The following is a 26693-nucleotide window of genomic DNA, read 5'->3' as shown; positions in this document are numbered from 1 at the left end:
TCACAGCTCCCTTACCGACAGCAGCGGTTCGGCCTGGTCCCAGCCGACCACCGGACCCGCCTGGCACAGCAGCACCGGACCGAGCTGGCAGTGCCCGCAATGTCCGGTCGCGCAGCGCATGTTGCGTTCCAGCGAGACCCGGATCCGTTCGCGGAGCACGCCACGGTGCGCGAGGTCGCGGGCGGTGGCGCGGATCATTGGCTCGGGTCCGCAGACGAACGCGCAGGCGTCCGCCGCCTCGAAGTCCGCCCGGTCCAGCAGCTGGGTGACCAGGCCGACGTCCCCGCGCCACTCGTCGTCGGGCCGGTCGACGGTCACGCCGGTGTAGACGGTGGACCAGCGCGCCGCCTCTTTGAGGCCGATCAGGTCGCCGGGGGTGCGGGCACCGATGAGCACGTTGACGCGGCCGTACCGCGCGGGTTCGGCCAGTGCGCGCAGGATCAGCGGCCGCAGCGGCGCGAGCCCGATGCCGCCCGCGACCACCACCACGTCACGCCCGCGCGCCCGCTCCAGCTCCCAGCCGGCGCCGTACGGCCCCCGCAGCCCCAGGACATCCCCGGCCTGCGCCTCGCACAGCCCCGCCGAGACGGCGCCCACCGCCCGGATCGTGTGCGCGAGACCGCCGGTGGACTGCACCGAGCTGACCGAGACGGGGATCTCGCCGCGCCCGAAGCAGTGCACCATCGCGAACTGACCCGGCTCGAAGTCGGTGAGCGGTTCGGCGAGCGGCTCCAGGCACAGCGTGACCGTGTCGGCGGTCTCCGGCCGACGGGCGACCACGCGGTGGGGCACGGGGACGTCCGTCATCGCGAACCGCCGCTGCCGTAGGGCCCGTACAGATCGAGCAGCCGGGTCCGTGCCGCGTGCAGCCGGTGGGCCAGCACCCGGCCGACCCAGTGCTCGACGGCCCGCCCGAACTCGGCGTCGTCCATGCACATCAGACGGACGGCGACGGCGTCGAACTCGTAGGCCCGCAGCGGGGTCACACTCTCGGCGCCCAGCTGCCACGCGAACGGCTCGAACAGCCAGGACCAGCCGATGAGATCGCCGACGCCGAGCGTCTCGACGACGGGTGGGCGGCGGCCGGGCACATGCATGTCGAGGGCGGCCGTCCCGTCCCGGACGATCCAGAAGCGGTCCGCATGCCCGCCCTCCTCGAACAGCCGGGTGCCGGCCGGGAAGGAGACCTCGCGGGCGACGCGCAGCAGCCGTTCGCGGTGCTCGGCGGGCAGGGCGTGGTTCATGCGCAGGGCGATCGAGGGGGGCATCAGTCCGTCTCCGTTCCGAGTTCGGCCTCCAGCGCGGCGACTTCCTCCGTGATGTCGATGCCGGCCGGGCACCAGGCGATGCAGCGCCCGCAGCCGACGCATCCGGTCGTGCCGAACTGGTCGTGCCAGGTGGAGAGTTTGTGGGTGAGCCACTGCCGGTAGCGGCTGCGCGCCGAGGCGCGGACCGGGCCGCCGTGCAGATACGAGAAGTCCAGGTCGAAGCAGGAGTCCCAGCGCTGCCACCGCTCGGCGTGGTCACCGGTCAGGTCGGTGACCTCCTCCGTGGTGGTGCAGAAGCAGGTCGGGCAGACCATCGTGCAGTTCCCGCAGGTCAGACAGCGCTCGGCGACGTCGTTCCAGCGCTCGGCGGCCAGGCTCGCGCCCATCAGGGCCCGCAGGTCGACCGGGGGCAGCGAGCGGCCCATGCGGTCACGGGCCGCGTCGACCGAGCCGCGGGCCGTGGCCTCGGTGACGAAGTCGGCGGAGCGGTGCGGCACCTGCTCCAGCACCTCGGCGCCTTCTTCGCTGCCGATGCGCACGAGGAACCGGTGCCCGTCCTTGTCGACCACCTCGGTGAGCGCGAGGTCGTAGCCGGGATCGGCGGCGGGCCCGCCGCCCGTGGACACGCAGAAGCAGGTCGCGCCCGGCTCGGTGCATTCGGCGGCGATCAGCAGCGCACGCCGGCGCCGCTGCCCGTAGCCGGTGTCCTCGTGCCGTCCGCCGGTCAGGACGCGGTCCTGGATCGCGATCGCCCGAAGGTCACAGGGGCGGACGCCGAGAAAGGCGTACGACGGGACCTCCGGCTCGCTCGCCGTGAAGGACAGGCCGCCCTCCGGGGTGCGGTCCGCGCTCCACAACTGCTCGCGCTGCGGGTGCAGATACGCCTTCCAGGACTGCGGTCCCGCGCTGTTTGCGAAGGCGGCGTCGTCCGCTCGCCGCACCAGCCGGTACCGCCCGGCGTCCAGCTCGACCCCCCAGCCGTACGGCAGCGTGTCCGCCGAGGTCATCTCCGCCAGCACGATCGCCCCGTCGCGGACGGTCGGCCCGACGACGGTGCGTCCCTGCGCCACCAGAGCCGCGACCAGCGCGTTCAGACCGTCCCGGTCGAGCACGGCCGGGGCTCGGGTGGCGGTCATGACGGTCCTCCCTGTCCGAGGCGGTTCCGTGCTTCCTCCACCGCCAGGTTCGGCCCCGGCACACCGTCCGCGGCAGGGGCTGACCGTCCCTGCCGGGCGGGCCGACCGGATCCCAAAGGGCCGATGGGCCCCTTCCGATGGGCTCCTTCCGGCGGGCCGCTCACGGCAGTGGCTCGCCCAGCTCGCCCTCCACCGCACCCGCCATCGCCCGCAGCACGTCGAGGGTGCGGTGCGCCTCCGCCTCGTCGACCTGGGTGATCGCGAAGCCGACGTGGACGATGACGTACGACCCGACGTCCGCTTCCGGCGTGCAGCTCAGGCAGACCTCGCGCCGGATCCCGCCGAAGTCGACGGTGGCCATGCGCAGGCCGGCGTCGTCGTGGATCTCCAGAACCCGGCCCGGGATGCCGAGGCACATGGGCGTTCACCCCTCCCCGGCCAGCCGCGCGGCTGCCACCGCGGCCTGGCCGTAACTGATGCCGCCGTCCCCGACCGGGACCTGACCGCCGACCAGCACTCGCATCCCCTGCGCGCGCAGTCGGCGTTTCACCTCGGTCAGCAGCAGGCGGTTGACGAAGCAGCCGCCGCCCAGGCACACCGTGCGCGGCGCGCCCTCGTCCACGGCTCGCGCGACCAGTTCCGCGGTGACGATCGCGAGCGTCAGATGGAAGGCCGCGGCCAGCCTGGCCACCGGCTCACCGTCGAGCTGCCGTTCCAGCAGGTCGGCCAGCGTCGGCGCGGAGTCGTACACCCACAGACCCTGCGCCCGCACCACCCGATGGGCCAGCGGCACGGCGTGCTCGGTACCCGCCGCCGCCTCGAGCAGGACGGCGGCCTCACCCTCGTAACCCACCCGGTCGCACAGACCCAGCAGGGCGGCGACCGCGTCGAAGAGCCGTCCGGCACTCGAGGCACGCGGGCAGTTGACGTCCTTGGCGACCATGGCGCGCACGGCGGCGGCCTCGGCCGGATCGAGCCGCTGCGTGAAGGGCCGGGTGAGCCAGGGGTAGGGGTGGGGTGAGCCCAGCGTCTCGGCGCCGAGCAGATGCCCGAGGGCTGTACGGGAGGGATGGCGTACCGCCGCGTCGCCGCCGGGCAGGGGCGCGGTCGCGAACCTGCCCACGCGGCGGTAGCCGCTCAGATCGGCGACGAGGATCTCGCCGCCCCACAGCGTGCCGTCGTCGCCCAGCCCGAGCCCGTCGTAGGCGACGCCGAGGAACCGCCCCCGCACCCCGTGCTCGGCCGCACAGGCCGCCACGTGCGCGTGATGGTGCTGCACCGGAATCCGCCGCCCCGGCTGCGCCTCGGCCCACTGGGTGGAGAGATAGCCGGGGTGCAGGTCGTGGGCGAGGGCGACGGGTTCGATGCCGGTGAGCCGCTTGAGATGGTCGTACGACGCCAGGAACGCGTCGTGGGTCGCGAGATCGGCCAGGTCGCCGGTGTGCGGACCGAGATGGGCCCGGCCGTCCGCGGCCAGCGTGAATGTGTGCTTGAGCTGGGCCCCGGCCCCGGCGACCGGCTCCCGCACAGACAGTGGCAGCGGGGCGGGGGCCAGCCCGCGGGCCCGGCGGACCGTGATCCGGGTCCGGCCCGTGAACTGCACCACGGAGTCGTCGTAGCGGGAGCGGATGGGCCGGTCGTGGGTGAGGAACCCGTCGGCGATGCCGGCCAGGGCGCGGCGGGCCTCGGCGTCGTCGACGGCGATGGGCTCGTCGCTGAGGTTGCCGCTGGTGACCACCAGGGGCCGGTCCAGGTCGTCGAGGAGGAGGTGGTGCAGGCCGGTGGTGGGCAGGAACAGGCCGACGTGGGGCAACCCCGGGTGCACCTCCGGAGCGATCCCTTTCGACGCGCGCCGGGCGAGCAGCACCACGGGACGGGCGGGGGACGTCAGCTCCCGCTGTTCCGTGGCGCCGATCCGCGCCAGCCGGGCGGCCGTGGCGAGGTCGCGGACCATGACGGCGAACGGTTTCGCCGGACGGCGCTTGCGGCGGCGCAGTTCCGTCACGGCCACCGGATCGCCCGCGTCGCACGCCAGCTGGTAGCCGCCGAGGCCCTTCAGCGCGACGATCCCACTGGCGCCGACGGCCCGGACCGCCGCGCGCAGAGCCTCCTCGCCGCGCAGGTCCTCCCAGACCAACCTTGGTCCGCACACGGGACACGCGACGGGTTCGGCGTGGAAGCGCCGGTCGGCCGGATCGCCGTACTCGGCGGCGCACCGCGCGCACAGCGGGAAGCGGCGCATGGTCGTACGGACACGGTCGTAGGGCAGGTCCTCGATGATCGTGGCGCGGGGCCCGCAGTCCGTGCAGTTGATGAACGGGTAGCGGTGTCGGCGGTCGCGGGGGTCTCGCAGCTCATGCAGGCAGGCGTCACAGATCGCCGCGTCGGGCGGGATCTCGCGCGCAGCCCTGTCCGTGACGCCGGGCGCGCTGGAGCGGACCCGGAACCCCCGCTCGTACCCCGGCCGGCGTATGCCGTTGGTGAGGCGGACCCGGCGGACCCGGGCGAGCGCGGGCGCGTCGGCCCGCAGACGTGCCGCGAACTCCTCGATGGCCCGGGGCGGCCCGGCGACCACACCTTCCACGTGCCCGTTGACGTTGGCCACCCAGCCGTCCAGGCCGAGCTCGGCCGCGGTGCGGTACACGAACGGCCGGAAGCCGACGCCCTGGACGATGCCTTCCACATGGAAGCGGCGCACGGTCATGCCCGCCCCCTTGCCGCAGGCTCCCGGTGCCGGGCGACCTCCGACTCGACGGCGCGGACGAGGGGTTCGACGGCGGCCGCGACGGCGGGGGAGAGGCCGGTGCCCAGCGCACTGTCGGCGCCCTCCACGGCGTACACGACGAGACGGCCCGGCAACACGCCCAGAACCCGGGCGAGTTCGACCGCCTCGCCGAGGCCCAGCCCGTGCGAGCTGGTCGTCGGCGGCTGTGCGAGGTGTCCGGCGTCGAGTTCGAGGCGGTGCACACGGCCGGGCGTGCCCGGGTGCGCGTGGGCCGCGTCCACGACCACGGCGAGGTCGGCGCCCTCCCACAGGCCGATCAGCCGGGCGGGGTCCCCGTCGCAGGTGGCGAGCACGGTGCCGGGGGGCAGCGGCCGTTCCCCGGCGCGCTCGCGCAGCCCGGCGAGCACCGCCCAGCCCACACCGTCGTCGCGCCGGAAGTCATTTCCGACACCGATGACGGCGATGCGTGCACGCGGACTCATGCTCCTCACCCTGCGCCGCCGTCATACGGCACCCACAGAGGCCGAACGACCCAACCGTCGGGGCCGACCCTCCCCACCGGGCCTACGACGGCACGACGGCGACCGGACACCGGCAGTGCTCCAGCAGCTCCCGGACCGTGGAGGCCGAGCCGGAACGCCGTCCGACCACCACCAGTTCGGCGCTTTCCGAGGCGTGGGCGAGGGCTTCCACCGGGGTGAACAGCAGGACGTCCTCCAGAACGTCGACGTCCGGGTACTTCGTGCGCCACGGCCGCAGCGCGTCGGACAGCAGCTGCACCTCGTGGTCCTCGAAGGTGGCGCGGTCCTCCTCCAGGACGGGCCAGGGCGAGGCGGCGGCGCGCGGCGGCAGCCTCCAGGCGTACACCGCGCGCAGCCGTACGCCGCGCAGCCGTGCTTCCTCGAAGGCGAAGCCGAGCGCGCCGGACGCCGGCGCCCGGACGTCGACGCCGACGGTCACGCCGGCGGAGGGACCCACACCGGCGCGCTTGCCGGGGACCAGGACCACCGGCCCGGCGGAGCCCGTGGCCAGGGCCGCCGCGGTCGAACCCACGGTGATCCCGGCGCCGTCGCCCTCGCCGCGCAGGCCGAGCACGACCAGCTCGGCGTCCTCGCCCGCGCTGCGCAGGAGCGCGCCCGGAGGCCCGACAAGGCTCGTGCCTCGAACCTTCAACGCCGGGTGCCGCTGAACGAGTTCGGCCACAAGGTCCGCCAGATCGGCACGGTGCGGTCTGCGCTCCACCACGTCCGTGGCGTCCGCCGGCACCACGTGCACCACCCGCAGGGGCAACGCGCGCAACAGCGCCTCGCGCGTTGCCCAGTCGACCGCGGCACGGCTGCCCGCCGACCCGTCCACCCCGGCGATGATCACTCGTTGCATGGTCCGCTGCCTTCCGACCCGTAGGTCTTCCAGCCTGGCCGCCGACCCCCCGCCCGGGCAGGGGCCGAACGGGCCCGGCCTGAGCCCTGGCGGCCCATACCCGCCGGTAGGGGCCGGGACGAGGCTGATGGCGAGGAGCAGACCGAGCGCAGGAGGTGCGCATCATGCTTCCGCCCGTCATCACCGGAGTCGATGGATCGGCCGAGAGCCAGGCCGCGGCCGACTGGGCCGCCCGCGAGGCGGTCCGGCGCGATCGTCCGCTGAAGCTCGTGCACGTCTGGAACTGGCATCCGCGCCAGGAGGACGGCGAGATCGCCACGGCCGCCCAGCGGCATCTGGCCCGCCGCGCCCTGCGCGAGGCGGAGGACCGGATCCGCCGTACCTGCCCCGCAGCCCGTATCGAGGACGAACAGGTCGAGGGCCCCGCGAGCGCCGCCCTGCTGAAGGCGGCCGACCAGTCCGACCTGCTGGTGCTGGGCTCGCGCGGCCTCAGCGGTTTCACCGGCTTCCTGGTCGGCTCGGTCGCCCTTGGTGTGGTGGCACGGGCCGCTCGGCCCGTCGTCCTGGTCCGGGCCGGCGAAGAGGCCGCCGACGAGCATCTCCCGGACGCCCGGGGCGACGGCTCGATCCGGACCCGATACCGGGACGTGGTGTTGGGCATCGACCTCGCCGACCCCTGCGACGAGGTGATCCAGTTCGCCTTCGAGGAGGCCCGGTTGCGCGGAGCCCGCCTGAAAGTGGTCCACGCCTGGCAGCAGCCCTCCCCGATCGGGCTCGGCCCCGGCGACCTCGGCCTCGTGGGCAGCCCCGAGCGGGCCGAGGAGTGGCACGGCTTCCTGACCGCCGTCCTGCAGGTGTGGCGCGACAAGTACCCCGGCGTCGAGGTCGCCGAGACCGTCACCGAGGGCCGGCCCCAGTCGGCGCTGCTGCGTGCCGCCTCCGGCGCGAGCCTGCTCGTCGTCGGCCGCCGCAGCACCGACCGGCCGGCCGGCCCGCGCATCGGGCCCGTCGCCCACGCCGCCATCCACCACGTCGGCTGCCCCGTGGCCGTCGTACCCCACGACTGAGAGGCCGCCATGAGCACACCGACGAAGTACGTGTACGAATTCGCCGAGGGCGGCCGCGACATGGCCGCCCTGCTGGGCGGCAAGGGCGCCGGACTCGCCGAGATGACAAGGATCGGGCTGCCCGTCCCGCCCGGCTTCACCGTCACCACCGACGCGTGCAAGGTCTATCTGGAGACCGGCGAGGAGCCGCCCGAACTCGGCGTCGAGGCCGCCCACGCGCTGGCCGGCCTGGAGCGGGCCATGGGCCGCACCCTCGGCGCAGCCGACGACCCGCTGCTGGTGTCCGTGCGCTCCGGCGCCCGCTTCTCCATGCCCGGGATGATGGAGACCATCCTCGACATCGGGCTCAACGACCGATCGGTCACCGGACTCGCCAAGGCCTCCAGGCAGGAGCGGTTCGCCTGGGACTCCTACCGCAGGCTGATCCAGATGTTCGGGCACACCGTGATGGGCGTGGACGGCGACCTGTTCGAGCAGGCCATCGCCGCGCACAAGACGCACGACCACGACCTCGACACCGGCGAACTCGCCCGGCTGACCGAGGAGTTCAAGGCCATCATCCGCAAGGAGACCGGCGAGGACTTCCCCCAGGACCCCGCCGAGCAGCTCTCCCGCGCCATCCGCGCCGTCTTCGACTCCTGGAACACCGAGCGCGCCCGCGTCTACCGCCACCGCGAACACATCCCCGAGGACCTCGGCACCGCCGTCAACGTCCAGGTGATGGTCTTCGGCAACCTCGGCAACGACTCCGGTACCGGTGTCGCCTTCACCCGCGACCCCGCCACCGGCGCACGCGGCATGTACGGCGACTACCTGCCCGACGCACAGGGCGAGGACGTCGTCGCCGGCGTGCGCGACGCGCTGCCCCTGAACGAGCTGAAGTCGCTCGACCCGCGCTCCTACATCGAACTCGGCGACCACATGCGCACCCTGGAGAACCACTACCGCGACCTGTGCGACGTCGAGTTCACCGTCGAGCGCGGCAAACTGTGGATCCTGCAGACCCGGGTCGGCAAGCGCACCGCCGAGGCCGCCTTCCGCATCGCCCACGACCTGCGCGAGGAACGCGCGATCACCGCCGACGAGGCACTGGTCCGGGTCGACGGCGCCGAACTGACCCGGCTGATGTTCCCCCGCTTCGAGCTACGGCCGACCGACGTGCCCCTCGCCCACGGCGTGCCCGCCTCGCCGGGCGCCGCGGTGGGCGCCGCCGTCTTCGACTCCGCCGAGGCCGTACGGCGTGCCGCGGTCGGCGAGCAGGTGATCCTCGTCCGCCGCGAGACCACCCCCGACGACCTGCCCGGCATGATCGCCGCACAGGCCGTGCTCACCAGCCGGGGCGGCAAGACCAGCCACGCGGCGGTCGTCGCACGCGGCATGGGCAAGGTCTGTGTGTGCGGCGCGGAGGCACTCGGCGTCGACCCGGTCGCGCGCGCGTTCACCACCGGGTCCGGGGTGGTCGTCCACGAGGGCGACACGGTCTCCGTCGACGGCACCGCGGGCACCGTCCACCTCGGCGCGCTCCCGCTCACCGCCTCCGACGTCGGCCGCGCGCTGGAGACCGGCACCGCCGCCGGCCCGCTGACCGAGGCGGTCCTGGGCGCCCTCGCCCACGCCGACTCCGTACGCCGCCTCGAGGTCCGCGCCAACGCCGACACTCCCGAGGACGCCGCGCGCGCCCGCAGCCTCGGCGCGCAGGGCATCGGCCTGTGCCGCACCGAGCACATGTTCCTCGGCGAGCGCAGGGCACTGGTCGAGGCGATGATCCTCGCCCGCGACGACACGGCGCGCGAACAGGCCCTCGCCGCCCTGCTGCCGCTGCAGCGCGAGGACTTCACCGGCATCCTCGCGGCGATGGACGGGCTGCCGGTGACGATCCGCCTCCTGGACCCGCCGCTGCACGAGTTCCTGCCCGACCGCACGGAACTCGCCGTCCGGCTGGCCGAAGCCACCGACCCGGACCCGCGCGACCGCGAGCTCCTCGCCGCCGTCGAGCGCATGCACGAGCAGAACCCGATGCTCGGCCTGCGCGGAGTGCGCCTGGGCCTGGCCGTGCCCGGCCTGATGGCCATGCAGGTACGGGCCGTCGCCGAAGCGGTCACCACCCGCCGGCAGGCCGGCGGCGACCCGCGCGCAGAGATCATGATCCCGCTGGTCGGCACGGTCGAGGAACTGCGCCTGGCCCGCGCCGAGACCGAACGCGTCCTCACCGAGGTCGCGGCCGAGACCGGCACCGAACTCGACTGCCCGATCGGCACGATGATCGAACTGCCGCGTGCCGCCCTGACCGCCGCCCGCATCGCCGGGGCCGCCGACTTCTTCTCCTTCGGCACCAACGACCTCACCCAGACCACCTGGGGCCTGTCCCGCGACGACGCGGAGGCCTCCTTCTTCCCGCTGTACCTGGACAAGGGCATTTTCCAGGTGTCGCCGTTCGACTCGATCGACCAGGAGGGCGTCGGACGGCTGGTGGAGATCGCCGTCGAAGCCGGCCGCTCGGTCAACCCCCGCCTGGAGACGGGCGTCTGCGGCGAACACGGCGGAGACCCGGACTCCATCCACTTCTTCCACCGGGCGGGCCTGGACTACGTCTCCTGCTCGCCGTTCCGCATCCCGGCGGCGCGGCTGGAGGCGGGACGCGCGACCGTGATGGACACGACCAAAACCAGCGACAGCCGATGAGGAGCTGAGCGGTTCATGCCTCGAGGTCGGGTCAACCCCGCGGCCAACCGGTCTATCTCCATGGCGGGTCGTGGGGCGACAGACACGGCCGTTGAGACCATGCGCGCATGGCACCACGGGAAGGCAGCCCCAAGGGTTCGGCAACCGCACGACTCGTTCTCCTGACACTCGCGTCCGGCCAGTTCCTCATGGCCTTGGACAGCTCTGTCATGAACGTCTCGATCGCAACGGTGGCCGACGACGTGGGCACGACGGTGACCGGGGTCCAGGGCGCGATCACCGCCTACACCCTTGTGATGGCGATGTTCATGATCCCCGGCGGCAAGGTCGGCACGCTGATCGGTCACAAACGCGCGTTCATGATCGGCTGTGCTGTGTACGGGTGCGGATCCCTGACCACGGCGCTGGCCCCGAACCTGCCGGTGCTCCTGGTCGGCTGGTCGCTTCTGGAAGGCCTCGGGGCGGCGCTCATCCTGCCCGCGATCGTGGCGCTCGTCGCCGGCAACTTCGGCGTCGAACGCCGGCCCGCCGCCTACGGGCTCGTCACGGCCGCGGGAGCCGTGGCGATCGCCCTCGGGCCGCTTGTCGGAGGCATCGCGACCACCTACTTCTCCTGGCGCTGGGTGTTCGCTGGTGAAGTCGCGATCGTGCTCGCCATCCTGGCCCTCGGCCGCCGTATCGCCGACGCACCGACCGAAGGCCGTTCCCGCATCGATCTCCTCGGCACGGTGCTGTCCGCCGCCGGGCTCGGGGTCTTCGTCTACGGCGTGCTCCGCTCGGACGAATGGGGCTGGTTCCAGCCGAAGCCCGACGCGCCCTCATGGCTCGGGATCTCACTGGTCGTCTGGCTGATGCTGGCGGGGCTGCTCCTGATCTGGCTGTTCCTGCGCTGGGAGGCACGCCTCGTGGAGCGGCGAAGGGAACCACTCGTGGACCCGGCCCTCCTGCAGAACCGGCAACTCACCGGCGGGCTGACGATGTTCTTCTTCCAGTACCTCGTGCAGATGGGCGTGTTCTTCGTCGTACCCCTCTACCTGTCGGTGGCCCTCGGCCTGTCCGCGCTCAAGACCGGCGCCCGCATCCTGCCGCTCTCGCTGACACTGCTGGCCGCCGCGATCCTCATCCCGCGTTTCCTCCCGGATGTCTCGCCGCGGCGGGTGGTGCGGTTCGGGATCCTCTCGCTGTTCGCGGGAGCGGTGGTCCTGATGGCCGCGCTCGACGCCGACGCGGGTGCGGAAGTCGTCACCATTCCCCTCCTGCTGATCGGGCTGGGCATGGGCGCGCTGGCGTCCCAGCTCGGCTCGGTGACCCTGTCAGCGGTGCCGGACGAGCGGAGCGCGGAAGTGGGCGGCGTCCAGAACGCGGTCACCAACCTCGGTTCCTCGATCGGTACGGCACTGGCCGGGTCGGTCCTGATCGCCGCGCTGACCAGTTCGTTCCTCGCCAACGTCGAGCAGAACCCGCAGATCCCGGCCCAGGTCAAGGACAAGGCGGGCGTCGAACTGCAAAGTGGTGTGCCCTTCCTGTCGGACGCTCAGCTCGAGGCCGCCCTCGACGAGGCGGGCGCGAGCACGAAGGTGACGCAGGCCGCGCTCGACGCGAATGCCGACGCACGGCTCGACGGCCTGCGTGCCGCCCTGGCGATCCTTGCCCTCACGTCGCTCCTCGCGATGTTCTTCACCCACCGGATCCCGACGACTCAGCCCCGCTCGACGTAGGCCTCATCGGGCGGTGCTCTACGGGCGTTCGTAGATCTGGAGGACGCCGCCGACGGAGAAGCACAGGGCGCCGACGAGAGTGCCCCAGTTGGCGATGTCGATGTTGACCGGGCTGCCGGTGGCCGGGCGGGTGTACGCGGCGAGCGCCGAGACCATGAACAGGACGGACCCGAGCTGGTTCACCGCGACGATCCACCATCCGAGGCCGCGTGGGAGGAGGCGGGGCCGGCCGTGGCAGACCTCGACCAGGGCGAGGTGGCCGGAGGCCAGGAACAGCACGCAGCCCACCACGTCGGGCACCCAGATCAGACGGTTGACCTGGTGGACGTTCAGGCCTTGGAGGAAGGAATTGAGCAGGTTGACACCGAAGACCAGGGTGCCGGTGAACAGGAGGAAGGCGCTCAGCCAGTCCACCCGCGTGGGCTCGTAGCTCCACCAGCGCCAGCGGCGGGTGACCAGCGCCCTGCCGCCGATCACGTGACGGGGCGCGTTGATCACCTGCAGCAGTGAGACGTACCCGCCGGTGTTGAAGAACAGTCCGCCGACGAAGTAGATCGAGGCGCACTCGGTGGCGTCGCCGGAGCCGAACTGGGCCACGGCGGCGCCGGCCGCGAACAGGGCCCCGCCGATGACGAAGGCGGTCGCGGCGACGGCGTTGAGCCTGCGCAGGCGGCGGACCGAGACCTCGTCGGCACGGGCGTGCAGATCTCCGCCTGCGGTCGGTGTGCGGAGGGCGAGCACTCCGCGTCGTCGTGCGAGCCGTGACTCCCAGACCACCTCGCCGCCACCGGGCAGGCGCCAGGTGGCTCGGGTGGTGAACGGTCCCGCGCCCTCGGTGCGCTGCTCGGGCTGTTCCACGATCCGCTCCCGCGTCCAGAGGCAGCCCCTGCCTCAGTGGTGGAAGCCGGCGCGTTCCGCGTCGCTGGGGCGGCCTTCGTCGAGGTGCTTGATCGCTCTGCGCATGTCGTCGGCGAGGAGTTCGACTTCGTCGCGGTCGACGCCGTGCCGGACCAGGACGCGCTGGATGACCGTCTCCTGACGGTTCGGCGGCAGCGGGTAGGAGGGCACCTGCCAGCCGCGCATCCGCAGCAGGTCGGAGAGGTCGTAGAGGCTCCAGCTCGTCGACGCCGGGTCGGTCAGCGTGTACGAGACAGCCGGGAGTGCGTCTGCGCCGTCGTAGAGGAGGGTGAAGGGGCCCATCTCGCTGATCTGGCGGGCCAGGTGCTGCGCGGTGTCGGCGCAGGACTGGTACACCCGCCGGTACCCCTCGCGGCCGAGGCGCAGGAACATGAAGTACTGGCTTACCACCTGCCCTCCGGGGCGGGAGAAGTTCAGCGCCAGGGTGGGCATGTCGCCGCCCAGGTAGTCGACGTGGAAGACGAGGTCCTCCGGCAGGGCGGACTTGTCGCGCCACAGTGCCCAGCCCACGCCGAGCGGCGCCATGCCGTACTTGTGGCCGGAGGCATTGATGGAGGCGACTCGGGGCAGCTGGAAGTCCCATACCAGATCGGGGTGGAGGAACGGTGCGATGAATCCGCCGGAGGCCGCGTCGACGTGCAGCGGGACGTCGAGGCCCGTCTCCTTCTGCAGGCGGTCGAGCTCGGCTGCGATCTCCGCGACCGGTTCGTAGGTGCAGGTGTAGGTGACGCCGAGGATCGCGACGACGCCGATGGTGTTCTCGTCGACGTACTCGCGCAGTTGGTGCGGCTGCAGGCCGGTCGCTCCGGGCTCCACCGGGACCTGGCGCAGCTCCACGTCGAAGTAGCGGGCGAGCTTCTCCCAGCACACCTGCACCGGTCCGCACACCAGGTTCGGGCGGTCGGTGGACAGGCCGGCGGCGCGGCGGCGGTCGCGCCAGCGCCACTTCAGGGCGAGGCCGCAGAGCATGGCGGCCTCGCTGGAGCCGGTGGTCGAGCAGCCCACGGCATTGGCGTCGTCGCTCGTGCCGGCCGGCGCGTGCCAGAGGTCGGCGAGGATGTTGACGCAGCGCGACTCGATCTCCGCGGTCTGCGGGTACTCGTCCTTGTCGACGATGTTCTTGTCCAGGCACAGGTCCATCAGGCGGCGGACCTCGTCGTTCGTCCAGGTGGTGCAGAAGGTGGCCAGGTTCTGTGCGGCGTTGCCGTCCAGGAGCAGTTCGTTGCGCAGCAGTTGGAAGACCACGGACGGTGGCGCGGGGAACTCCGGCATCGATCGCTTCGGCAGGGGCCGCTCACTCAGCGGCGAGGCGAAGATGTCGACGGCCGGGTCGGCCGCCCGCTCCTGAGCGTTGTGCAGAGCCACCAGTCACCTCACATATCGGTCTCGGATCCGAATCAGACGCTACGGATCGGCCGCGGCTTCGGCATGAGGACGTAGGCCATCTCGGGCACGACTCAGTGAGCCTCGGCCCCCGGATACCGGGCACGGGCCACGCGGCTTCGGCGCCTGCGGCGAAGGACTTTGTGTGCCGGCTCGGCAGCGTGGCGACGGCCAGTGGACAGCCGAGTGGATAGCATCGTCCTGTTATAGGTTGAATCACCTGTCGTGTCCTGATCTCAGGAGGCCCCCATCGCCGGGACGAAATCGGCAGCGGCCGTGCCCGCGCCGGGGAATCAGCCCCAAGAGGCCGACCAGCTGCAGAACATGCTGCGCCGCCCCGAATACCGCAAGGCGCTGGTGTTCTGCGGGCTGATCGGTGTTCCGGTGGCGCTGCTCGCCTTCTGGTTCCTCGTGGCGCTTCACCAGCTGGAGCAGCTGATCTGGACGGACTGGCCAAAGGACCTGGGCTGGAAGCAGGCTCCGTGGTGGTGGGCGCTGCCCCTGATGGCGGTGGCCGGGTTGGTCGTTGGTCTGGTGGTCGCCCGGCTTCCCGGGCGGGGCGGGCACATCCCGGCGGGCGGTCTGCATTCCGGCGGAGTCACCAAGGAGGCACTGCCCGGTGTCCTCGTCGCCGCGCTGGTCGGTCTGCCGCTCGGGGTCGTCCTGGGTCCCGAGGCACCGCTGATCGCCCTGGGCGGCGGTCTGGCGCTGCTCTTCGCGAGCCTGGTCCGGGCGCCCCAGACCGAGGCGAGCACGGCGTTGCTCGGCGCGGCCGGGTCCGCGGCGGCCATCTCGGCGCTCTTCGGGAACCCGGTGGTGGGTGCCGTGCTCCTGATGGAGGTGGCCGGGATGGGCGGGCCGCAGCTGTTCGCGGTGATGCTGCCGGCCCTGCTGGCCAGCGGCGTCGGGGACCTGATCTTCACCGGGTTCGTGCACTGGACCGGTCTGGAGACCGGGAGCCTGGACATCGGGCTGCCCAAGCCGCCGCCGCTCGACTGGGCGGACGTCCTGTGGGTCCTGCTGATCGCGCCGGCCCTCGCCTTCCTCATCCACTGGGTGTTCGTGGGCGGCAGGTTCGTGGCCGGCTTCGTGGCGACCCGGACGGTACGGAACACCATCTTGTGCGCGCTGGGGGCGGCGGGCTCCATCACCCTCTACGCGGTCGCCACCGGCCATTCGCCGGCCGATGCCGCCATGTCGGGGGAGGACGCCCTGGCCGGCCTGGCGCAGGACCCGCATGCATGGTCGGTGGGCGCCCTCGTCGCGGTGCTGGTGTTCAAGGGTCTCGCGTACACGTTCTGTCTGGGCAGCCTGCGCGGTGGCCCCGTCTTCCCCGCCCTGTTCCTGGGCGGGGCGGCCGGTGTCCTGCTGTCGCCGCTGCCCGGTCTGGGGCTGGTGCCGGCGATGGCGGTCGGGATGGCGGCGTCGGTGACCGCGGCCCTGCGGGTGCCCGTGAGCAGTGTGGTCCTGGTCGTACTCCTGCTGGGCAACGTGGAGACGGTGGCGCTGGTGGTGCTGGCCGCCGTGGTGTCCTTCGTCGTGGTCCAGCTCCTGCCGCAGGGGCCGCCCATCCCCGCGTTCAGCGAACCGCCGGCCGGTCGTGCGCGTCGTCCAGGATCGTCACCGCCAGGATGATCGAGACGTAGGTGAAGGCCTGCGGGAAATCGCCCAGTTGCTCACTGCCGGGACCGATCTCCTCGGTGAACAGTGCGACGTGGTTCGCGTGGGATCCGGTGAGGGCTTGCCTCCCTGATCGTTCCTGCTCGCCGTCGCCACGTCCCTCTGCTCGGTGGGGGTCGCCGCGCCGCCCGGAATCGTGGGGATCGTGGGGATCGTGGCCCGGGCGCAGGCCCGGGCCGGTGCTTTCGCCGGCTGAGACGAGGTGCGAGCCTCACTGCAGCAAGTGCTGTTGAACCTCGGCATCCTGATCGTCGTCGGCACCGCCACGCTCCGTTGCGGGCGGGTGATCCGGCGCCGCGTGCACAAGCGGCGGGACGCGCGCGCCACACCGGACACCGCCGGGCCGGCGGGGTGTCACGCGGGCTCGGTGTCCAGGAACTCGCGGATCGCGAAGGCCACCAACACGATCACCGCCGTCCAGATCACGACCATCATGGTCGGGTAGTTCCAGGTGAACAGGACGATCGCGGCCACCGCCAGGATCACGGCCCCGATCCACCCCTTGAAGCGGTGCACGAACCGGCCCACCGCGCCCAGGCGCAGCCCCGCCGAGACGGCCACGTCCCGCCCGGCGCCGATGCCCCTGGTGCAGAAGTGGCGGGTGAGCACGGCAACCCGGGACGGTCCGATGAAGAAGGCCCCGAGGGCTGTGACCAGGGCCAGCGCCCCCACGGCTCGCACGCTGGAGCGCAGGAACCTCACCAGCGAGTCGTAGACGGCACCCGCGGCGTCCGCGTTCGTCCCCGGCGGCAGATGGTCCAGATACACCGTTCGGAAGACGGTCAGGCACACACCCAGCAGCACCATGGCGAGGAACACCCCGATGGCGGCCCCGATCAGCGCCCGTCGGCGATGCGACGCCAGGAACACGCCCGCGGCGGCGATCAGCACCGCGATGACGGGCAGCCAGTTGCCGATGATCTGCAGCACTCTCAGATACGACTTGATCTTGCCGACGTCCTTCCCCTCGACCACGACGAATTCCGTGTGGACGTCGGGGATCTTCGAGGCCAGCGCGAATCCCGAACTGACCAGGCGGTCCTTCACCTGGGCCACGATGGGCCCGACATCGATGGCGACCTGGTTGTTCTTCAGCGTGATCGCAGAGTCGGCCGACCCCGTCAGCGCCTTGTCCACGGCGGTGTGGGCCCGGCGGTTGGCATTGGTCCAGACCGTCTCGAAGGCGCTGCTGGAGACCACCCGCAACACAGTGCTGTGCACCAGCTCTTTCAGACCGCTGTCGATGGGACCGCTCAGGTTGCCGATGAGGTTCGCGGCCTTGGGCGGAACCCCCTTCTCCGACGCCGCGTCACTCAGCTGCGCGACCAGCGCATCCACGTCGATCTGCTTCAGCACGACGTTGGTGACCCGGGTGGTCACTGCCTGCTGGATGTCGGGGTTGGACGCCAGCGGTGCCACGGTTGCGACGTAACGGTCGGTGTCGCGGATGATGCTGTTGGCCCAGACCGCGACCACGGCGAGCAGTGCCAGCACGGACGCCAGGATGATCAGCAGGACCGAACCCAGGGCCCGGAGCCGGTGCTTCGGTTCGTGCCTGGCGCTCTCCAGTTCGCTCACCCGGCGGCGCAGCTCGTCCAGTTCGTGGGCCTTCTGCGGCGAGAGCTCCTGTTCCTCGCCAGGAGTCTCACGGGAGGGCTCCGGCTCTGGCGGGGGCGTGTCGGTGCCTGTCATGTCTTCGAGGAGATCCCGGCGCGGGTCACCTGGCGATCCGGGAGGGGCCGGCGGGGTGACGGGTGCGTCGGCTGCTGTCCGGTGCCGCGATGGCATCAAGGGGCCGACGGGTACCAGAGGTGGCGTTGTGCCTGCCTCGGCCTCAGCTGGTACCGGGGACCACGTAGTAGCTCAGCCACGGGGACTGGCCGGGTGTGAAGCCGACGGTCGCCTGTGTCGCGAGGTAGAAGCTCTCTCCGCCGACCTGACCGCTCTGGTCCTGACCGGCCGGCGTCAGCACACAGGCGGCGTTGGTGAAGAGCCGGATGTCGTAGAGCGTGTGGTTGACCACGCGGTAGGCGCCGCCCGGCAGACGATGGCATGCGTCGACCGCCGGGCTCTGGATCTTCACCTCCCGCTTGGCCGGTGTCGTGTAGACGATCGGGCCCATGGCGGAGTCGGAGCAGCCCGCTGCGGCAAGCAGGAGAACGAGGACTCCGGCCCGGCGGCCGACGTGGCGACGACAGATCATGGCGACGAGTCCTCGTCTGTGCGGGAAGTCAGCGCGAAGCCTGCGGCCTCTTCGGCCACGCTGCCGTGACCACCGGTCTGCGTCATCTGATGCGCGACCAGTCGGATGAATCCCGGAAGGCACCGCGGTGACGACCGGCCAGGTGCCCATGAGCTGTCGTCCCCGCGGGCGGACCCCGGCGCTGACCATGCTGCTGCCGGTCGCAATTCACCGCCGCTCTGTGACGGACACCGTCAACCCCGAGCGACTGCACAGCAACACCTTCTTGCCGCCGGTCACGCAGGCGTCGGCGCACTGCTGGGTGCGCTCCTGGTCGTCTCCGGACCCACGGTGCCCCCGCGCCCGGACCGCAAACAGCTACCGCTGATCACCCTTCGGCCTGCCCCGCTGGTCGGGGGTGCCGTGCGGCGGTGGGCTGAAGGGCTGCGAGGAGGTCGCCGGTGAGACCGGGGAGCCCGCGTGCCGGCCGTGCTGTTCGGGGCGCAGCGCGCCGGGGCTGCCGGACGTCGGCTCGGCACCGGTGCGCAGTTGCTCCAGGCGCGCCGACAGCAGCGCGGTGATCGGGAGCCGGTCACCGTGCGCGCGCTCGTACGTCAGCAGCGTTTCGACCTCGTCGGCGGTCAGGGACCGTACACGGCTCTCGAGCCCGCCGATCGGCAGATGGTCGTAGTCCGGCAGCGGCAGGGTGCCGCGGGCGGGGTCGGTCATGGGTCTCACTTCCTCCCGGTGACGGTGTTCCTCCAGGTGATGGTGCGGACGGGCCCGGCGTCAGCGGATGCCCGGGCCGCCGCTGCCGAACGATCCGCTGCCGCCCTCGCTCCAGCGCCGCCGTGGCCTCGACGCACCCGTCCGGGTCGGCGAGTTGCCGTGCCCGGGCAGCTCGTGCGGGGTCAGCCGGCGATCGCTGCGCGGCACCTCGTCGGGTTCACGGTTCTCCAGCACCTCGCGGACCGGGCCCTCGTCCGGCAGCCGCGGCTGCTCCTCCGGGCGCGGCGGGCCCGGCTCGCGGCGCCGGATACGGGCACCCAGCCAAAACGCGCCGATCAGCAGCGCGACGACCACCACGCCCGCCACGGCCATACCGATCCCGAGTGCGCCGCGGCCTGCGGCGATGTCCATCCATGCGGTACTCATGAGCCCGCGGGTACCCGGGGCGTCCGCCATGAACCGGCCCGCCCCGGCCCCACCGCCACAACCACGGCGAACACCGGGTTTGGCGCGAACGGCAGCGGCTACCCGCCCGGTGTGACATCGACGACCCAGCAGGAGCTCTTCCAGTTCCTGGAGGACCGCTTCGCCTGCGCGCAGGCCTGTACCGAGTGCGCTCGCGCGTGTGCGCTGCGCGCCAGCCTCGTGGATCCGGACGGCACGGAGGAGCAGGAACTCGTACGACGCAAGGGCATCATGTGTGCGGAGGTGTGCGACGCGACGTGCCGGGTGCTGTCCGAGCAGAACCGCCTGGACGAGGCCGGTATGCGCATCCAGGTGGAGTGGTGCCGCACCGTGTGCCTGGAGTGCGCGCACGTCTTCGACCGGCACCCGGGCGCCGAGGACGGCGCGAAGGCCTGCCGGGAGTGCGCCCAGGCGTGCACGGACTTCCTCGACACGCTGAACTGACACCCACGGATGTCCCTGACGACGCTGAACCGAGGCTCCGTTCCCGGAGCCGGCGAACCGACGCCCACGGTGGGGCGCGAATCCGCCCGGCGCCGCAGTGAACCGGCGCTCACTCCGCGGTGCCGAGCGGCCGGCCGAGCCGTACGTTCCACCGCCCCGCCCTGCCGCTGAGCTCCACGGCGGCCAGCGGCGGGACGTCGGCGCGCCAGAACGACGACTCCGGCGCGCCCAATGCCCGTACCACCGCGGCCCGTACGACCTCGGGCTCGACCACGGCCGCGCTCGCGCCCGCCGACTGCGCGGCCGTCTCCAGCCAGCCGGCCACCCGGTCGCACAGCGCCCGCACCGACTCCCCGCCGTGCGGCGCCGATCCGGGATCCGACAGCCACCGGGCCAGCCCCTCGGGATCCCGCTCGCCGACCTCCGCCAGCGTCGCCCCGCGCCAGCGCCCCGCGTCCAGCCCCGCCAACTCCGGCGCGTCCAGGGCGTCCAGCCCGAGCGCACCGGCCGTCTCGCGGCAGCGCACGGTGGGGGAGGACCAGGCCCGCCCGACCGCGGGGACCGTACCGACGGCGGCCTGCGCCTGCCGCAGCCCGGCCGCGTCCAGGGAGCAGCCGTCGTCGAAGCGGGCCTGTCTCAGCGCGGCGCTGATCGCGGGTGAGATCAAGATCACTCGGCTCGTCATGCGTCCACTCCCGTGCTCAACATCCCTTTGCACTCCGCGAATTGGCGGCGAAAGGGTTCCCCGGGGCGCTCGCCGCCCTTCCGTGCGCCCTTGGCCGCGCCTTCGCTTCGCGGTACCGTCTCGTCGATATTGACGACGGCACAGCGGAAGCCGGTGGGAATCCGGCACGGTCGCGCCACTGTAATGCCGGGCACGCACCCTGGGTGCGGGCCGGGCGAGTCAGACCCGCCCGTCGTCCTGTGCACCACCGAGACGGGACGCGAGTTCCCCAGGAGGGCCTGCCATGGCGCAGTCTGTCGCTCAGCCGACCACCACCCCCACTGCCGTACCGGCGAAGCTGCCGATCGGTGCGATCGTCCCCTGGGCGGTCTTCTTCGGCATCCTGATGCTGGTCCTGCTCTACTTCGTCGGCGCCGAGCAGGGCGCCACCTCTGTGATGAGCGGAGAGAACGTCCACGAGTGGGTGCACGACGCCCGCCACCTGCTCGGTTTCCCCTGCCACTGACGGCCGGGGAGCACGCACAGCCCATGAATTCGGCAACCGTCCGCAACCTCCTGGTGCGTGGCATGCTCGCGGGACTCGCCGCGGGCCTGCTCGCCCTCGTCGTCGCCTACTTCCTGGGTGAACCGCGCGTCGACGCGGCCATCGCCTACGAGGAGGCGCACTCCCACGAGCACGGCGTCGAAGCCGTCAGCCGCACGATGCAGTCCACCGCGGGTCTGTCCACCGGTGTCCTCGTCTACGGCATCGCGTTCGGCGGCATCGCCGCGCTCGCGTACTGCTTCGCGCTGGGCCGGATCGGCCGCTTCGGGCCGCGCGCGAGCGCGCTGCTCCTGGCGGCCGCCGGCCTGATCGCCGTGTACGTCGTGCCGTTCCTGAAGTACCCGGCCAACCCGCCGTCCGTCGGCGACCCCGACACCATCGGCAAGCGCACCACCCTGTACTTCCTGATGGTCGCCCTCAGCGTGCTGCTCGCCGTCGCCACCGTGATCCTGGGCAAACGCCTCGCGCCGCGCCTCGGCAACTGGAACGCGACGATTGCCGCGGGCGCCTTCCTCCTCCTCGTCGTCGGGCTGGCGTACGCGTTCCTGCCCTCCTTCAACGAGGTCCCGAAGGACTTCTCGGCCACCCTGCTGTGGCAGTTCCGCCTGGCGGCCCTGGCCGTCCAAGCGACCCTGTGGACCTCCTTCGGGCTGGTCTTCGGGCTGTTGGCGGAGCGGCTGCTGGCTCCCAAAGGGGCCAAGTCGTCGGTAACCCCGGCCGAGGCCCGGGCAACTCCGGTCGCGCACTGAGCACTTCAGCCGCGCACTGAGCAGTTCAACGAAAGGGGCTCCCGGACGACCGGGGGCCCCTTTTCCGTATGCCGCGCCAATCCCCGACGCTCCGCGCCATTCCCAATTTCTGGAACACGTTCTACGGTGTGCGCCGTCAGGACCGGTCCCGGGAGCCTGGAGGCGCCGTGCACCTCGAATACACGCCCGAGCAGCAACGGCTGCGCACCGAACTGCGTGCGTACTTCGCCGAGTTGGTGCCCGACAACGCCTACGCCCGGCACGGCGACCCGGCAGCCCAGAAGCGCTTCTACCGCGAGACAATCCGGCGCCTGGGCACGGACGGCTGGCTCGGCGTGGGCTGGCCCAAGGAGTACGGCGGGCGCGGACTCACAGCGATGGAGCAGTTCATCTTCTTCGACGAGGCCGCCCAGGCCGGCGTACCGCTCCCGCTCATGGCACTGAACACGGTCGGACCGACGATCATGCAGTTCGGCACGGACGAGCAGAAGGCCTACTTCCTGCCCAAGGTCCTCTCCGGCGAGATCGACTTCGCGATCGGCTACAGCGAACCCGACGCCGGCACCGACCTCGCATCCCTCAAGACGCGCGCGGTCCGCGACGGCGACGAGTACGTCGTCAACGGCCAGAAGATCTGGACGACCAACGGCGACACCGCCGACTGGGTGTGGCTGGCCACCCGCACCGACCCGGACGCCCCGCCGCACAAGGGCATCACCATGCTCCTCGTCCCGACCACCGACCCCGGCTACTCCTGCACCCTCATCAACACCCTCGCCTCCCACGACACCACGGCCAGCTACTACGAGAACATCCGCGTCCCCGTCTCCCGCCGCGTCGGCGCCGAGAACCAGGGCTGGCGGCTGATCACCAACCAGCTCAACCACGAGCGCGTCACCCTCGCCGCCCACGGCACCATGGCCATCCGCGCCCTGCAGGACGTACAGCGCTGGGCCACGGAGACCAAGCTCGCCGACGGCCGCCGCGTGATCGACCTGCCCTGGGTGCGCCGCCGCCTCGCCCAGACCCACACCAGGCTCGACGCGATGAAACTCCTCAACTGGCAGATGGTGAACGCCGTCCAGAACGGCACCCTCACCCCCCAGGACGCCTCCGCGGTCAAGGTCTACGGCTCCGAAGCCCGCCGGGACGCCTACGCCTGGCTCATGGAGATCGTCGCCGCCGCGGGAGCCCTCAAGGAGGGCTCGACGGGCGCGGTCCTCCACGGCGAACTGGAACGCGGCTACCGCTCGGCGGTCATCTTCACCTTCGGCGGCGGCAACAACGAGATCCAGCGGGAGATCATCTCGTGGATCGGTCTGGGGATGCCGAGGGTGCGGCGGTGACGGCACCTGATCGCGCGGGTTCCGGCCCTTCCCCCAATGCTCGCAGACGCCGTAGCACGTTCGTCGTTCCTCGCCGGATGATCTTCGCCAGTTTGGTGACGGCGCCGCTGATCAACAGGCTGAGCACGATCAACCCGGCCAACGCCAGTAGCGGATGCCAGTAGGGCTGCTGGAGCCAGGGCAGCGCGTGCTCCCCGACCCAGCCCACGTCGGGTGGGGGCGTGGCGCCGCCGGAGGACTGCTCCGTCGGCTTCCCGAACAGGAAGGCCCGCTTGACTGTCGCCGAGACGACGATCGCCGCAACCAGCAGGAGAGCCACCGTGGCGGGCAACAGGCGTCTGCTCATGCCCCAGGCCGCCAAGCCGAACAGGAGACAACCGGTGGCCAGGGACACCGCCGCCGTGAGCCCCAGGAACGAGTCGTCGCCGCGGGCGAGGAAGAAGCCGAGGGTGATACCGACAAGGCCGAGCACCGTCAGTACCCAGGGCGATGCCTTCGTGAGGCCTACGGTCCGGTAGCCGATCATCGTGACGGTGCGCGCGAACGACGAGAAGGGCTTGATCGAAGCGGGCGGCTCCTTGAGCGCCGTCACCGCCGCGACCGCCGTGGCCAGCGCCTTGGTGACCGTGCGGGTGAACAATGGCTGTCCCAGCTCCCCCAAGAGAGTCTCCGTCGGCACAGGGCAGTCCGCGAGGTGCTTGGCCATCGCGTCCTGCGGTACCCCTGTCGTCGAGGCCGCGGCGTCGGCGGAACGGCGCGAAGTGCGGATCAGCTTCCGCTGCTGGCGGGACCAGTTGCGGCTCATGACCGCCGACGATGCTGCCTGGGCGGCCGCCACCGCCAGGTCCGGCTGTCCCGCGTCCTTGAGCACTCTCAGCGCCCACGGACTCGGCGACCGCGTCGGCGTGGCGAGCATGTGCCGGGCGATCACGGGCAGTTCCTCGGCGCAGATCCACTCCTGCCAGCGTCGTGCCACCCACAGAGAGGTGCAGGGGAGGGAAGTCGGGACGGGTTGAGTCGGGTCGTCGAGATACGCGAGCTCTTCCTCGACCTTTTCCCTGGTGGGCTCGATCCTGGGTTCGCCCGGTCGATGCACGGGTGCTGCGTCCTCCCAGGTCTCGCCGTCGAGAACCCGTCGGGCCAATTCGTTGCAGAACCAGACGCTTCGCTTCTGTCCTTCTGGCGCGTGCAGTTCTGCGTTTTCCAGGATTCGTCGGGGGTCGAGCAACGTGTGCACGAGCCAGCCGGCGCCGTCGAGTCGCCCCCAGGTCCAGTCGTTCGCCCGCCACGAGGCCTTGTAGAAGGCTCCGAAGTGATTCAGCTGCATTCCGGTGAGCTTGGCCCCCGCGGTGGCGCGCCCTGGGGCCAGGGTGGTGCGGGTGTCCGCGCTGACCTGGATCAGTTCGACGGACTGCTCCACCTCCACACCGACCGGAAGGACGGACCGCGTGGCAACGTGCAGGTCGAAGAGAGAGATCGGGATGTCGTCTCTGATCCCCCAGAGGAACCGCAGATAGCAGCCGAGCTCCTGGGCGGCCGCGCGCCGGCGCTCCGCTGCGGTTGTCCTGCCGGGCGTCGGCTTCCCGGCCGAAGGCGTCGGGACTGGGATGCCGACGAGCCGGTGCAGGTCGGCGACCACGTTCGCCAGCTCGGTCCAACCGGCCTCCAGAGACGTCCCGGAGCCAGGCGCGGGTGAGCTCAGGCTGTCTGCGTACTTCGTGGCGAGTGTGCCTGCGAGATCTGGGAGATCAGGCCAGTCCTTCTTCGGTGTACCTGCCAACGAGGCAAGCTCGTCGGCAACGAGTCGGTCCGTGCGGGGGCGCGGCACTGCGACGAAAGAGCCGTGCGTGCGACTGGTCAGCTCTGCCAGGGCACGCACATGCCCGGGCCGGCAGACGTACGCGGCCCGTAGCATCGAGAGCACCGTGGCCTTGGCACCGTCGTAGGTAGGCCGCCCGAAGGCAGTCAGCTTGTCGATGTCGCCCGCCCTCGGGAACTCCCACCCGCGGGACACCGCTGCGGCTGCTGTTGTCCGGCATTCCTGTTCCGTGCTGAGCCCAGGTGCGAGGACGTCGATCCAGGCCTGGGGAATCGCCTTTCTCGGCATGGTCGTGACCGCCCGCATCAGCGCGTCGATCACCGGCTGCACGAGCCAGGCCGATTGGCGGGCACGGTAGTCGTTGAGCATGCCCTCGGTCAGGAGACGTCCGCTGAAGGACCGCACCACCCGCTCGGCGCATCCCGCGCCCGAAGCGATCTCGGCCATGCGCAGCCGGGTGTTGCGGATGGAGTCGACCCGGTCGTTATGTTGCTGCAGGGCCGCGAGGTCGGATCTGATGCTCTGGCCGAGGACGCTGCCCAGGTCCTTGAGCAGTGCCTGGCCCAGAGTCCAGGGGGCTTCGAAGGACTCCTTCTCCGCGGGTGCCTCCCGAGGGTCGGGGGATTCGCCGGGCGACGGCACGACGTAAAGGAACACTCTTCGCACGGGGCCCTCGGCCGGACAGTCGAAGACGGCCTGGAGCAGCGGGCCGATGGGCCGGTTTGCCAGGAGGCCGCCGTCGGCCACCCAGTGATCGCGGGTAATATTCGCGAACTCTCCCATGGCCGGATGGAACAGAGTCTTTGCGCCGGACTCGGGCACCTCCTTCTTGTAAGGAAGGAACGCCGGCTCGAAGGCGAAGGGATAGGAGGAGCTGCAGCGTGCCGCGAGGGCCACGCGTTCCTCGGCGCCCGCCGTCCGCAACTGGCTGTGGTCGAAAACGAGGAGACCTCGCCGGTCCATGTCCTGGACCACGGTCCCGACGCTGTCGGTGAACCGGCTCGTCTCGCCGGTGAGCAGGGTTGTGGTGATGAAGAGTCTGGTGTTTACCTCCGCGCCTTCCCGATCATGAGGCGCTCTGAAGCATTCGTCCGACTTCTGCAGTCCCCCTTCCCCCTGCAGCAACCCCAGCATTTGCTTGAACAACACCCCATCGCCCTGGAGCAGCGACGGCGGCCTGGTCTCCTTGGGGTCTCGCAGAAGGGTTTCGAAGTCGCCGTACTTGAGCCAGAAGTCCCGTAGTCGGCCCAGGTCGAGCGACTGCGCCCGCGCCAGTCCGAGCAGAGCGCCGTTGATGCCCCCGGCGCTCGTACCGGACAGCATGTCGATGCTCACGGTCACGTCGAGGAACTCGAGGAGACGGAGGTACAGCGTCCGCACCTGGTCATCGGGCCCCCGTGGAGCACTGAGCAGGTCCTTGTACGTACCGTCGGCCTGTGGGTGTCGTCGCCAGGCTGCTTGCTGGAGCAGGTTCAGCTCACGTGCGACCCCGCCCATCCAGATGGCGAGACTTACGCCGCCTGTCATCGCGGTTGCGATGCGGATCTCCTGCGTGTTCTCGCTGACTCGCTCAACGGCCATGTCGTCGGCGTGCTCAACAGCCATGTCGTCGCTCCCTCGCCAGGAACCGTGCTGCACGGCCTGCGAAGAATTCCCCGACAGACCATCTTCCACACGGCAGTCCTGCATTCGGCGCAGCGAACGTGCCTGCAACTGGCGGTATCGACCCGATGACGCGGCCATGGGATCGTGGTCGAACGGGCGTACGTGGAG

At 71.4% G+C, this 26693-nt stretch carries 23 protein-coding genes and 1 riboswitch; of the genes, 8 read left to right on the top strand and 15 right to left on the bottom strand.

Annotated elements, in window-relative coordinates:
* The 7 genes from ABZ880_RS24390 to ABZ880_RS24360 form a co-directional block, all read right to left on the bottom strand.
* A complete protein-coding gene (locus ABZ880_RS24390; protein ID WP_361266492.1) occupies nucleotides 1-807 on the bottom strand; it encodes an FAD/NAD(P)-binding protein in 807 nt (268 codons plus the stop codon).
* Complete coding sequence (locus ABZ880_RS24385; RefSeq protein ID WP_361266490.1) at nucleotides 804-1268, bottom strand: cyclic nucleotide-binding domain-containing protein; 465 nt, start codon at nucleotides 1266-1268, stop codon at nucleotides 804-806. Before ABZ880_RS24385 ends, ABZ880_RS24390 begins: the two co-directional genes overlap by 4 nt.
* Nucleotides 1268-2404 carry a 4Fe-4S dicluster domain-containing protein gene (locus ABZ880_RS24380; RefSeq protein WP_361266488.1) on the bottom strand — a complete coding sequence of 379 codons (1137 nt, stop codon included), beginning with the start codon at nucleotides 2402-2404 and terminating at the stop codon, nucleotides 1268-1270. The genes ABZ880_RS24385 and ABZ880_RS24380 overlap by 1 nt, the downstream gene beginning before the upstream one ends.
* 160 nt (nucleotides 2405-2564) lie before the next feature.
* Nucleotides 2565-2822, bottom strand: coding sequence for a HypC/HybG/HupF family hydrogenase formation chaperone (locus ABZ880_RS24375; protein ID WP_361266486.1), 258 nt, complete (start codon nucleotides 2820-2822; stop codon nucleotides 2565-2567).
* 6 nt (nucleotides 2823-2828) lie between these two features.
* Entirely contained in the window at nucleotides 2829-5108 is a 2280-nt protein-coding gene (gene hypF, locus ABZ880_RS24370; protein ID WP_361266484.1) for a carbamoyltransferase HypF, read from the bottom strand.
* Nucleotides 5105-5611: a hydrogenase maturation protease gene (locus tag ABZ880_RS24365; RefSeq protein WP_361266482.1), complete on the bottom strand. Its 507-nt coding sequence runs from the start codon at nucleotides 5609-5611 to the stop codon at nucleotides 5105-5107. The genes hypF and ABZ880_RS24365 overlap by 4 nt, the downstream gene beginning before the upstream one ends.
* An 82-nt stretch (nucleotides 5612-5693) precedes the next feature.
* Nucleotides 5694-6509: a universal stress protein gene (locus tag ABZ880_RS24360; protein WP_361266480.1), complete on the bottom strand. Its 816-nt coding sequence runs from the start codon at nucleotides 6507-6509 to the stop codon at nucleotides 5694-5696.
* A 164-nt stretch (nucleotides 6510-6673) separates the two neighbouring features.
* On the opposite strand from ABZ880_RS24360, the gene ABZ880_RS24355 reads away from it, so the two are divergent.
* The 3 genes from ABZ880_RS24355 to ABZ880_RS24345 all read left to right on the top strand — a co-directional run bounded on the left by ABZ880_RS24355 (nucleotide 6674) and on the right by ABZ880_RS24345 (nucleotide 11976).
* A complete protein-coding gene (locus ABZ880_RS24355; protein ID WP_361266478.1) occupies nucleotides 6674-7576 on the top strand; it encodes a universal stress protein in 903 nt (300 codons plus the stop codon).
* 9 nt (nucleotides 7577-7585) lie between these two features.
* Nucleotides 7586-10258 carry a pyruvate, phosphate dikinase gene (ppdK, locus tag ABZ880_RS24350; RefSeq protein ID WP_361266476.1) on the top strand — a complete coding sequence of 891 codons (2673 nt, stop codon included), beginning with the start codon at nucleotides 7586-7588 and terminating at the stop codon, nucleotides 10256-10258.
* Nucleotides 10259-10365: 107 nt separating this feature from the next.
* Entirely contained in the window at nucleotides 10366-11976 is a 1611-nt protein-coding gene (locus ABZ880_RS24345) for an MFS transporter (RefSeq protein ID WP_361266474.1), read from the top strand.
* Nucleotides 11977-11994: 18 nt separating this feature from the next.
* Here ABZ880_RS24345 and ABZ880_RS24340 read toward each other — a convergent pair whose 3' ends face one another.
* Nucleotides 11995-12834, bottom strand: coding sequence for a hypothetical protein (locus ABZ880_RS24340; protein WP_361266472.1), 840 nt, complete (start codon nucleotides 12832-12834; stop codon nucleotides 11995-11997).
* Nucleotides 12835-12867: 33 nt separating this feature from the next.
* The gene (locus ABZ880_RS24335; RefSeq protein ID WP_361266691.1) at nucleotides 12868-14253 is read right to left on the bottom strand and encodes a glutamate decarboxylase; all 1386 of its coding nucleotides are present in this window, start codon (nucleotides 14251-14253) and stop codon (nucleotides 12868-12870) included.
* Nucleotides 14254-14601: 348 nt separating this feature from the next.
* Between ABZ880_RS24335 and ABZ880_RS24330 the strand changes: the two genes are divergently transcribed.
* Nucleotides 14602-15912, top strand: a complete 1311-nt coding sequence (locus tag ABZ880_RS24330; RefSeq protein WP_361266689.1) for a chloride channel protein — start codon at nucleotides 14602-14604, stop codon at nucleotides 15910-15912.
* Between the two features lie 399 nt (nucleotides 15913-16311).
* Here the strand turns inward: ABZ880_RS24330 and ABZ880_RS24325 are convergent, their stop codons facing one another.
* The 4 genes from ABZ880_RS24325 to ABZ880_RS24310 form a co-directional block, all read right to left on the bottom strand.
* Nucleotides 16312-17649 carry a hypothetical protein gene (locus tag ABZ880_RS24325; RefSeq protein WP_361266470.1) on the bottom strand — a complete coding sequence of 446 codons (1338 nt, stop codon included), beginning with the start codon at nucleotides 17647-17649 and terminating at the stop codon, nucleotides 16312-16314.
* Nucleotides 17650-17791: 142 nt separating this feature from the next.
* Nucleotides 17792-18160 carry a hypothetical protein gene (locus ABZ880_RS24320; protein WP_361266468.1) on the bottom strand — a complete coding sequence of 123 codons (369 nt, stop codon included), beginning with the start codon at nucleotides 18158-18160 and terminating at the stop codon, nucleotides 17792-17794.
* Nucleotides 18161-18517: 357 nt separating this feature from the next.
* The gene (locus tag ABZ880_RS24315; RefSeq protein WP_361266466.1) at nucleotides 18518-18868 is read right to left on the bottom strand and encodes a hypothetical protein; all 351 of its coding nucleotides are present in this window, start codon (nucleotides 18866-18868) and stop codon (nucleotides 18518-18520) included.
* 60 nt (nucleotides 18869-18928) lie between these two features.
* Nucleotides 18929-19294: a DUF6479 family protein gene (locus ABZ880_RS24310; RefSeq protein ID WP_361266464.1), complete on the bottom strand. Its 366-nt coding sequence runs from the start codon at nucleotides 19292-19294 to the stop codon at nucleotides 18929-18931.
* Between the two features lie 111 nt (nucleotides 19295-19405).
* Here ABZ880_RS24310 and ABZ880_RS24305 point away from each other — a divergent pair, with 111 nt between their 5' ends.
* On the top strand, nucleotides 19406-19777 hold the full coding sequence (locus tag ABZ880_RS24305; RefSeq protein ID WP_361266462.1) for a ferredoxin: 372 nt from the start codon (nucleotides 19406-19408) through the stop codon (nucleotides 19775-19777).
* Between the two features lie 109 nt (nucleotides 19778-19886).
* On the opposite strand, the gene ABZ880_RS24300 is transcribed toward ABZ880_RS24305, so the two are convergent.
* Nucleotides 19887-20462 carry a histidine phosphatase family protein gene (locus ABZ880_RS24300; RefSeq protein ID WP_361266460.1) on the bottom strand — a complete coding sequence of 192 codons (576 nt, stop codon included), beginning with the start codon at nucleotides 20460-20462 and terminating at the stop codon, nucleotides 19887-19889.
* A gap of 99 nt (nucleotides 20463-20561) precedes the next feature.
* Nucleotides 20562-20710: riboswitch (cobalamin riboswitch) on the top strand.
* A gap of 35 nt (nucleotides 20711-20745) precedes the next feature.
* Here ABZ880_RS24300 and ABZ880_RS24295 point away from each other — a divergent pair.
* The 3 genes from ABZ880_RS24295 to ABZ880_RS24285 all read left to right on the top strand — a co-directional run bounded on the left by ABZ880_RS24295 (nucleotide 20746) and on the right by ABZ880_RS24285 (nucleotide 23101).
* Complete coding sequence (locus tag ABZ880_RS24295) at nucleotides 20746-20967, top strand: CbtB-domain containing protein (protein WP_361266458.1); 222 nt, start codon at nucleotides 20746-20748, stop codon at nucleotides 20965-20967.
* Nucleotides 20968-20990: 23 nt separating this feature from the next.
* Nucleotides 20991-21755, top strand: coding sequence for a CbtA family protein (locus ABZ880_RS24290; RefSeq protein ID WP_361266456.1), 765 nt, complete (start codon nucleotides 20991-20993; stop codon nucleotides 21753-21755).
* A 167-nt stretch (nucleotides 21756-21922) separates the two neighbouring features.
* Nucleotides 21923-23101, top strand: coding sequence for an acyl-CoA dehydrogenase family protein (locus ABZ880_RS24285; protein ID WP_361266454.1), 1179 nt, complete (start codon nucleotides 21923-21925; stop codon nucleotides 23099-23101).
* On the opposite strand, the gene ABZ880_RS24280 is transcribed toward ABZ880_RS24285, so the two are convergent.
* Nucleotides 23058-26663: a patatin-like protein gene (locus ABZ880_RS24280; protein ID WP_361266452.1), complete on the bottom strand. Its 3606-nt coding sequence runs from the start codon at nucleotides 26661-26663 to the stop codon at nucleotides 23058-23060. The two genes, ABZ880_RS24285 and ABZ880_RS24280, sit on opposite strands and share 44 nt — an antisense overlap.
* Nucleotides 26664-26693: the final 30 nt, after the last annotated feature.

Source organism: Streptomyces sp. NPDC047043, assembly GCF_040644055.1.
In the GTDB taxonomy this organism is placed as follows: domain Bacteria; phylum Actinomycetota; class Actinomycetes; order Streptomycetales; family Streptomycetaceae; genus Streptomyces.
The sequence above is the reverse complement of the archived record's forward strand: the minus strand, read 5'-3'. Positions and strand labels throughout refer to the sequence as shown.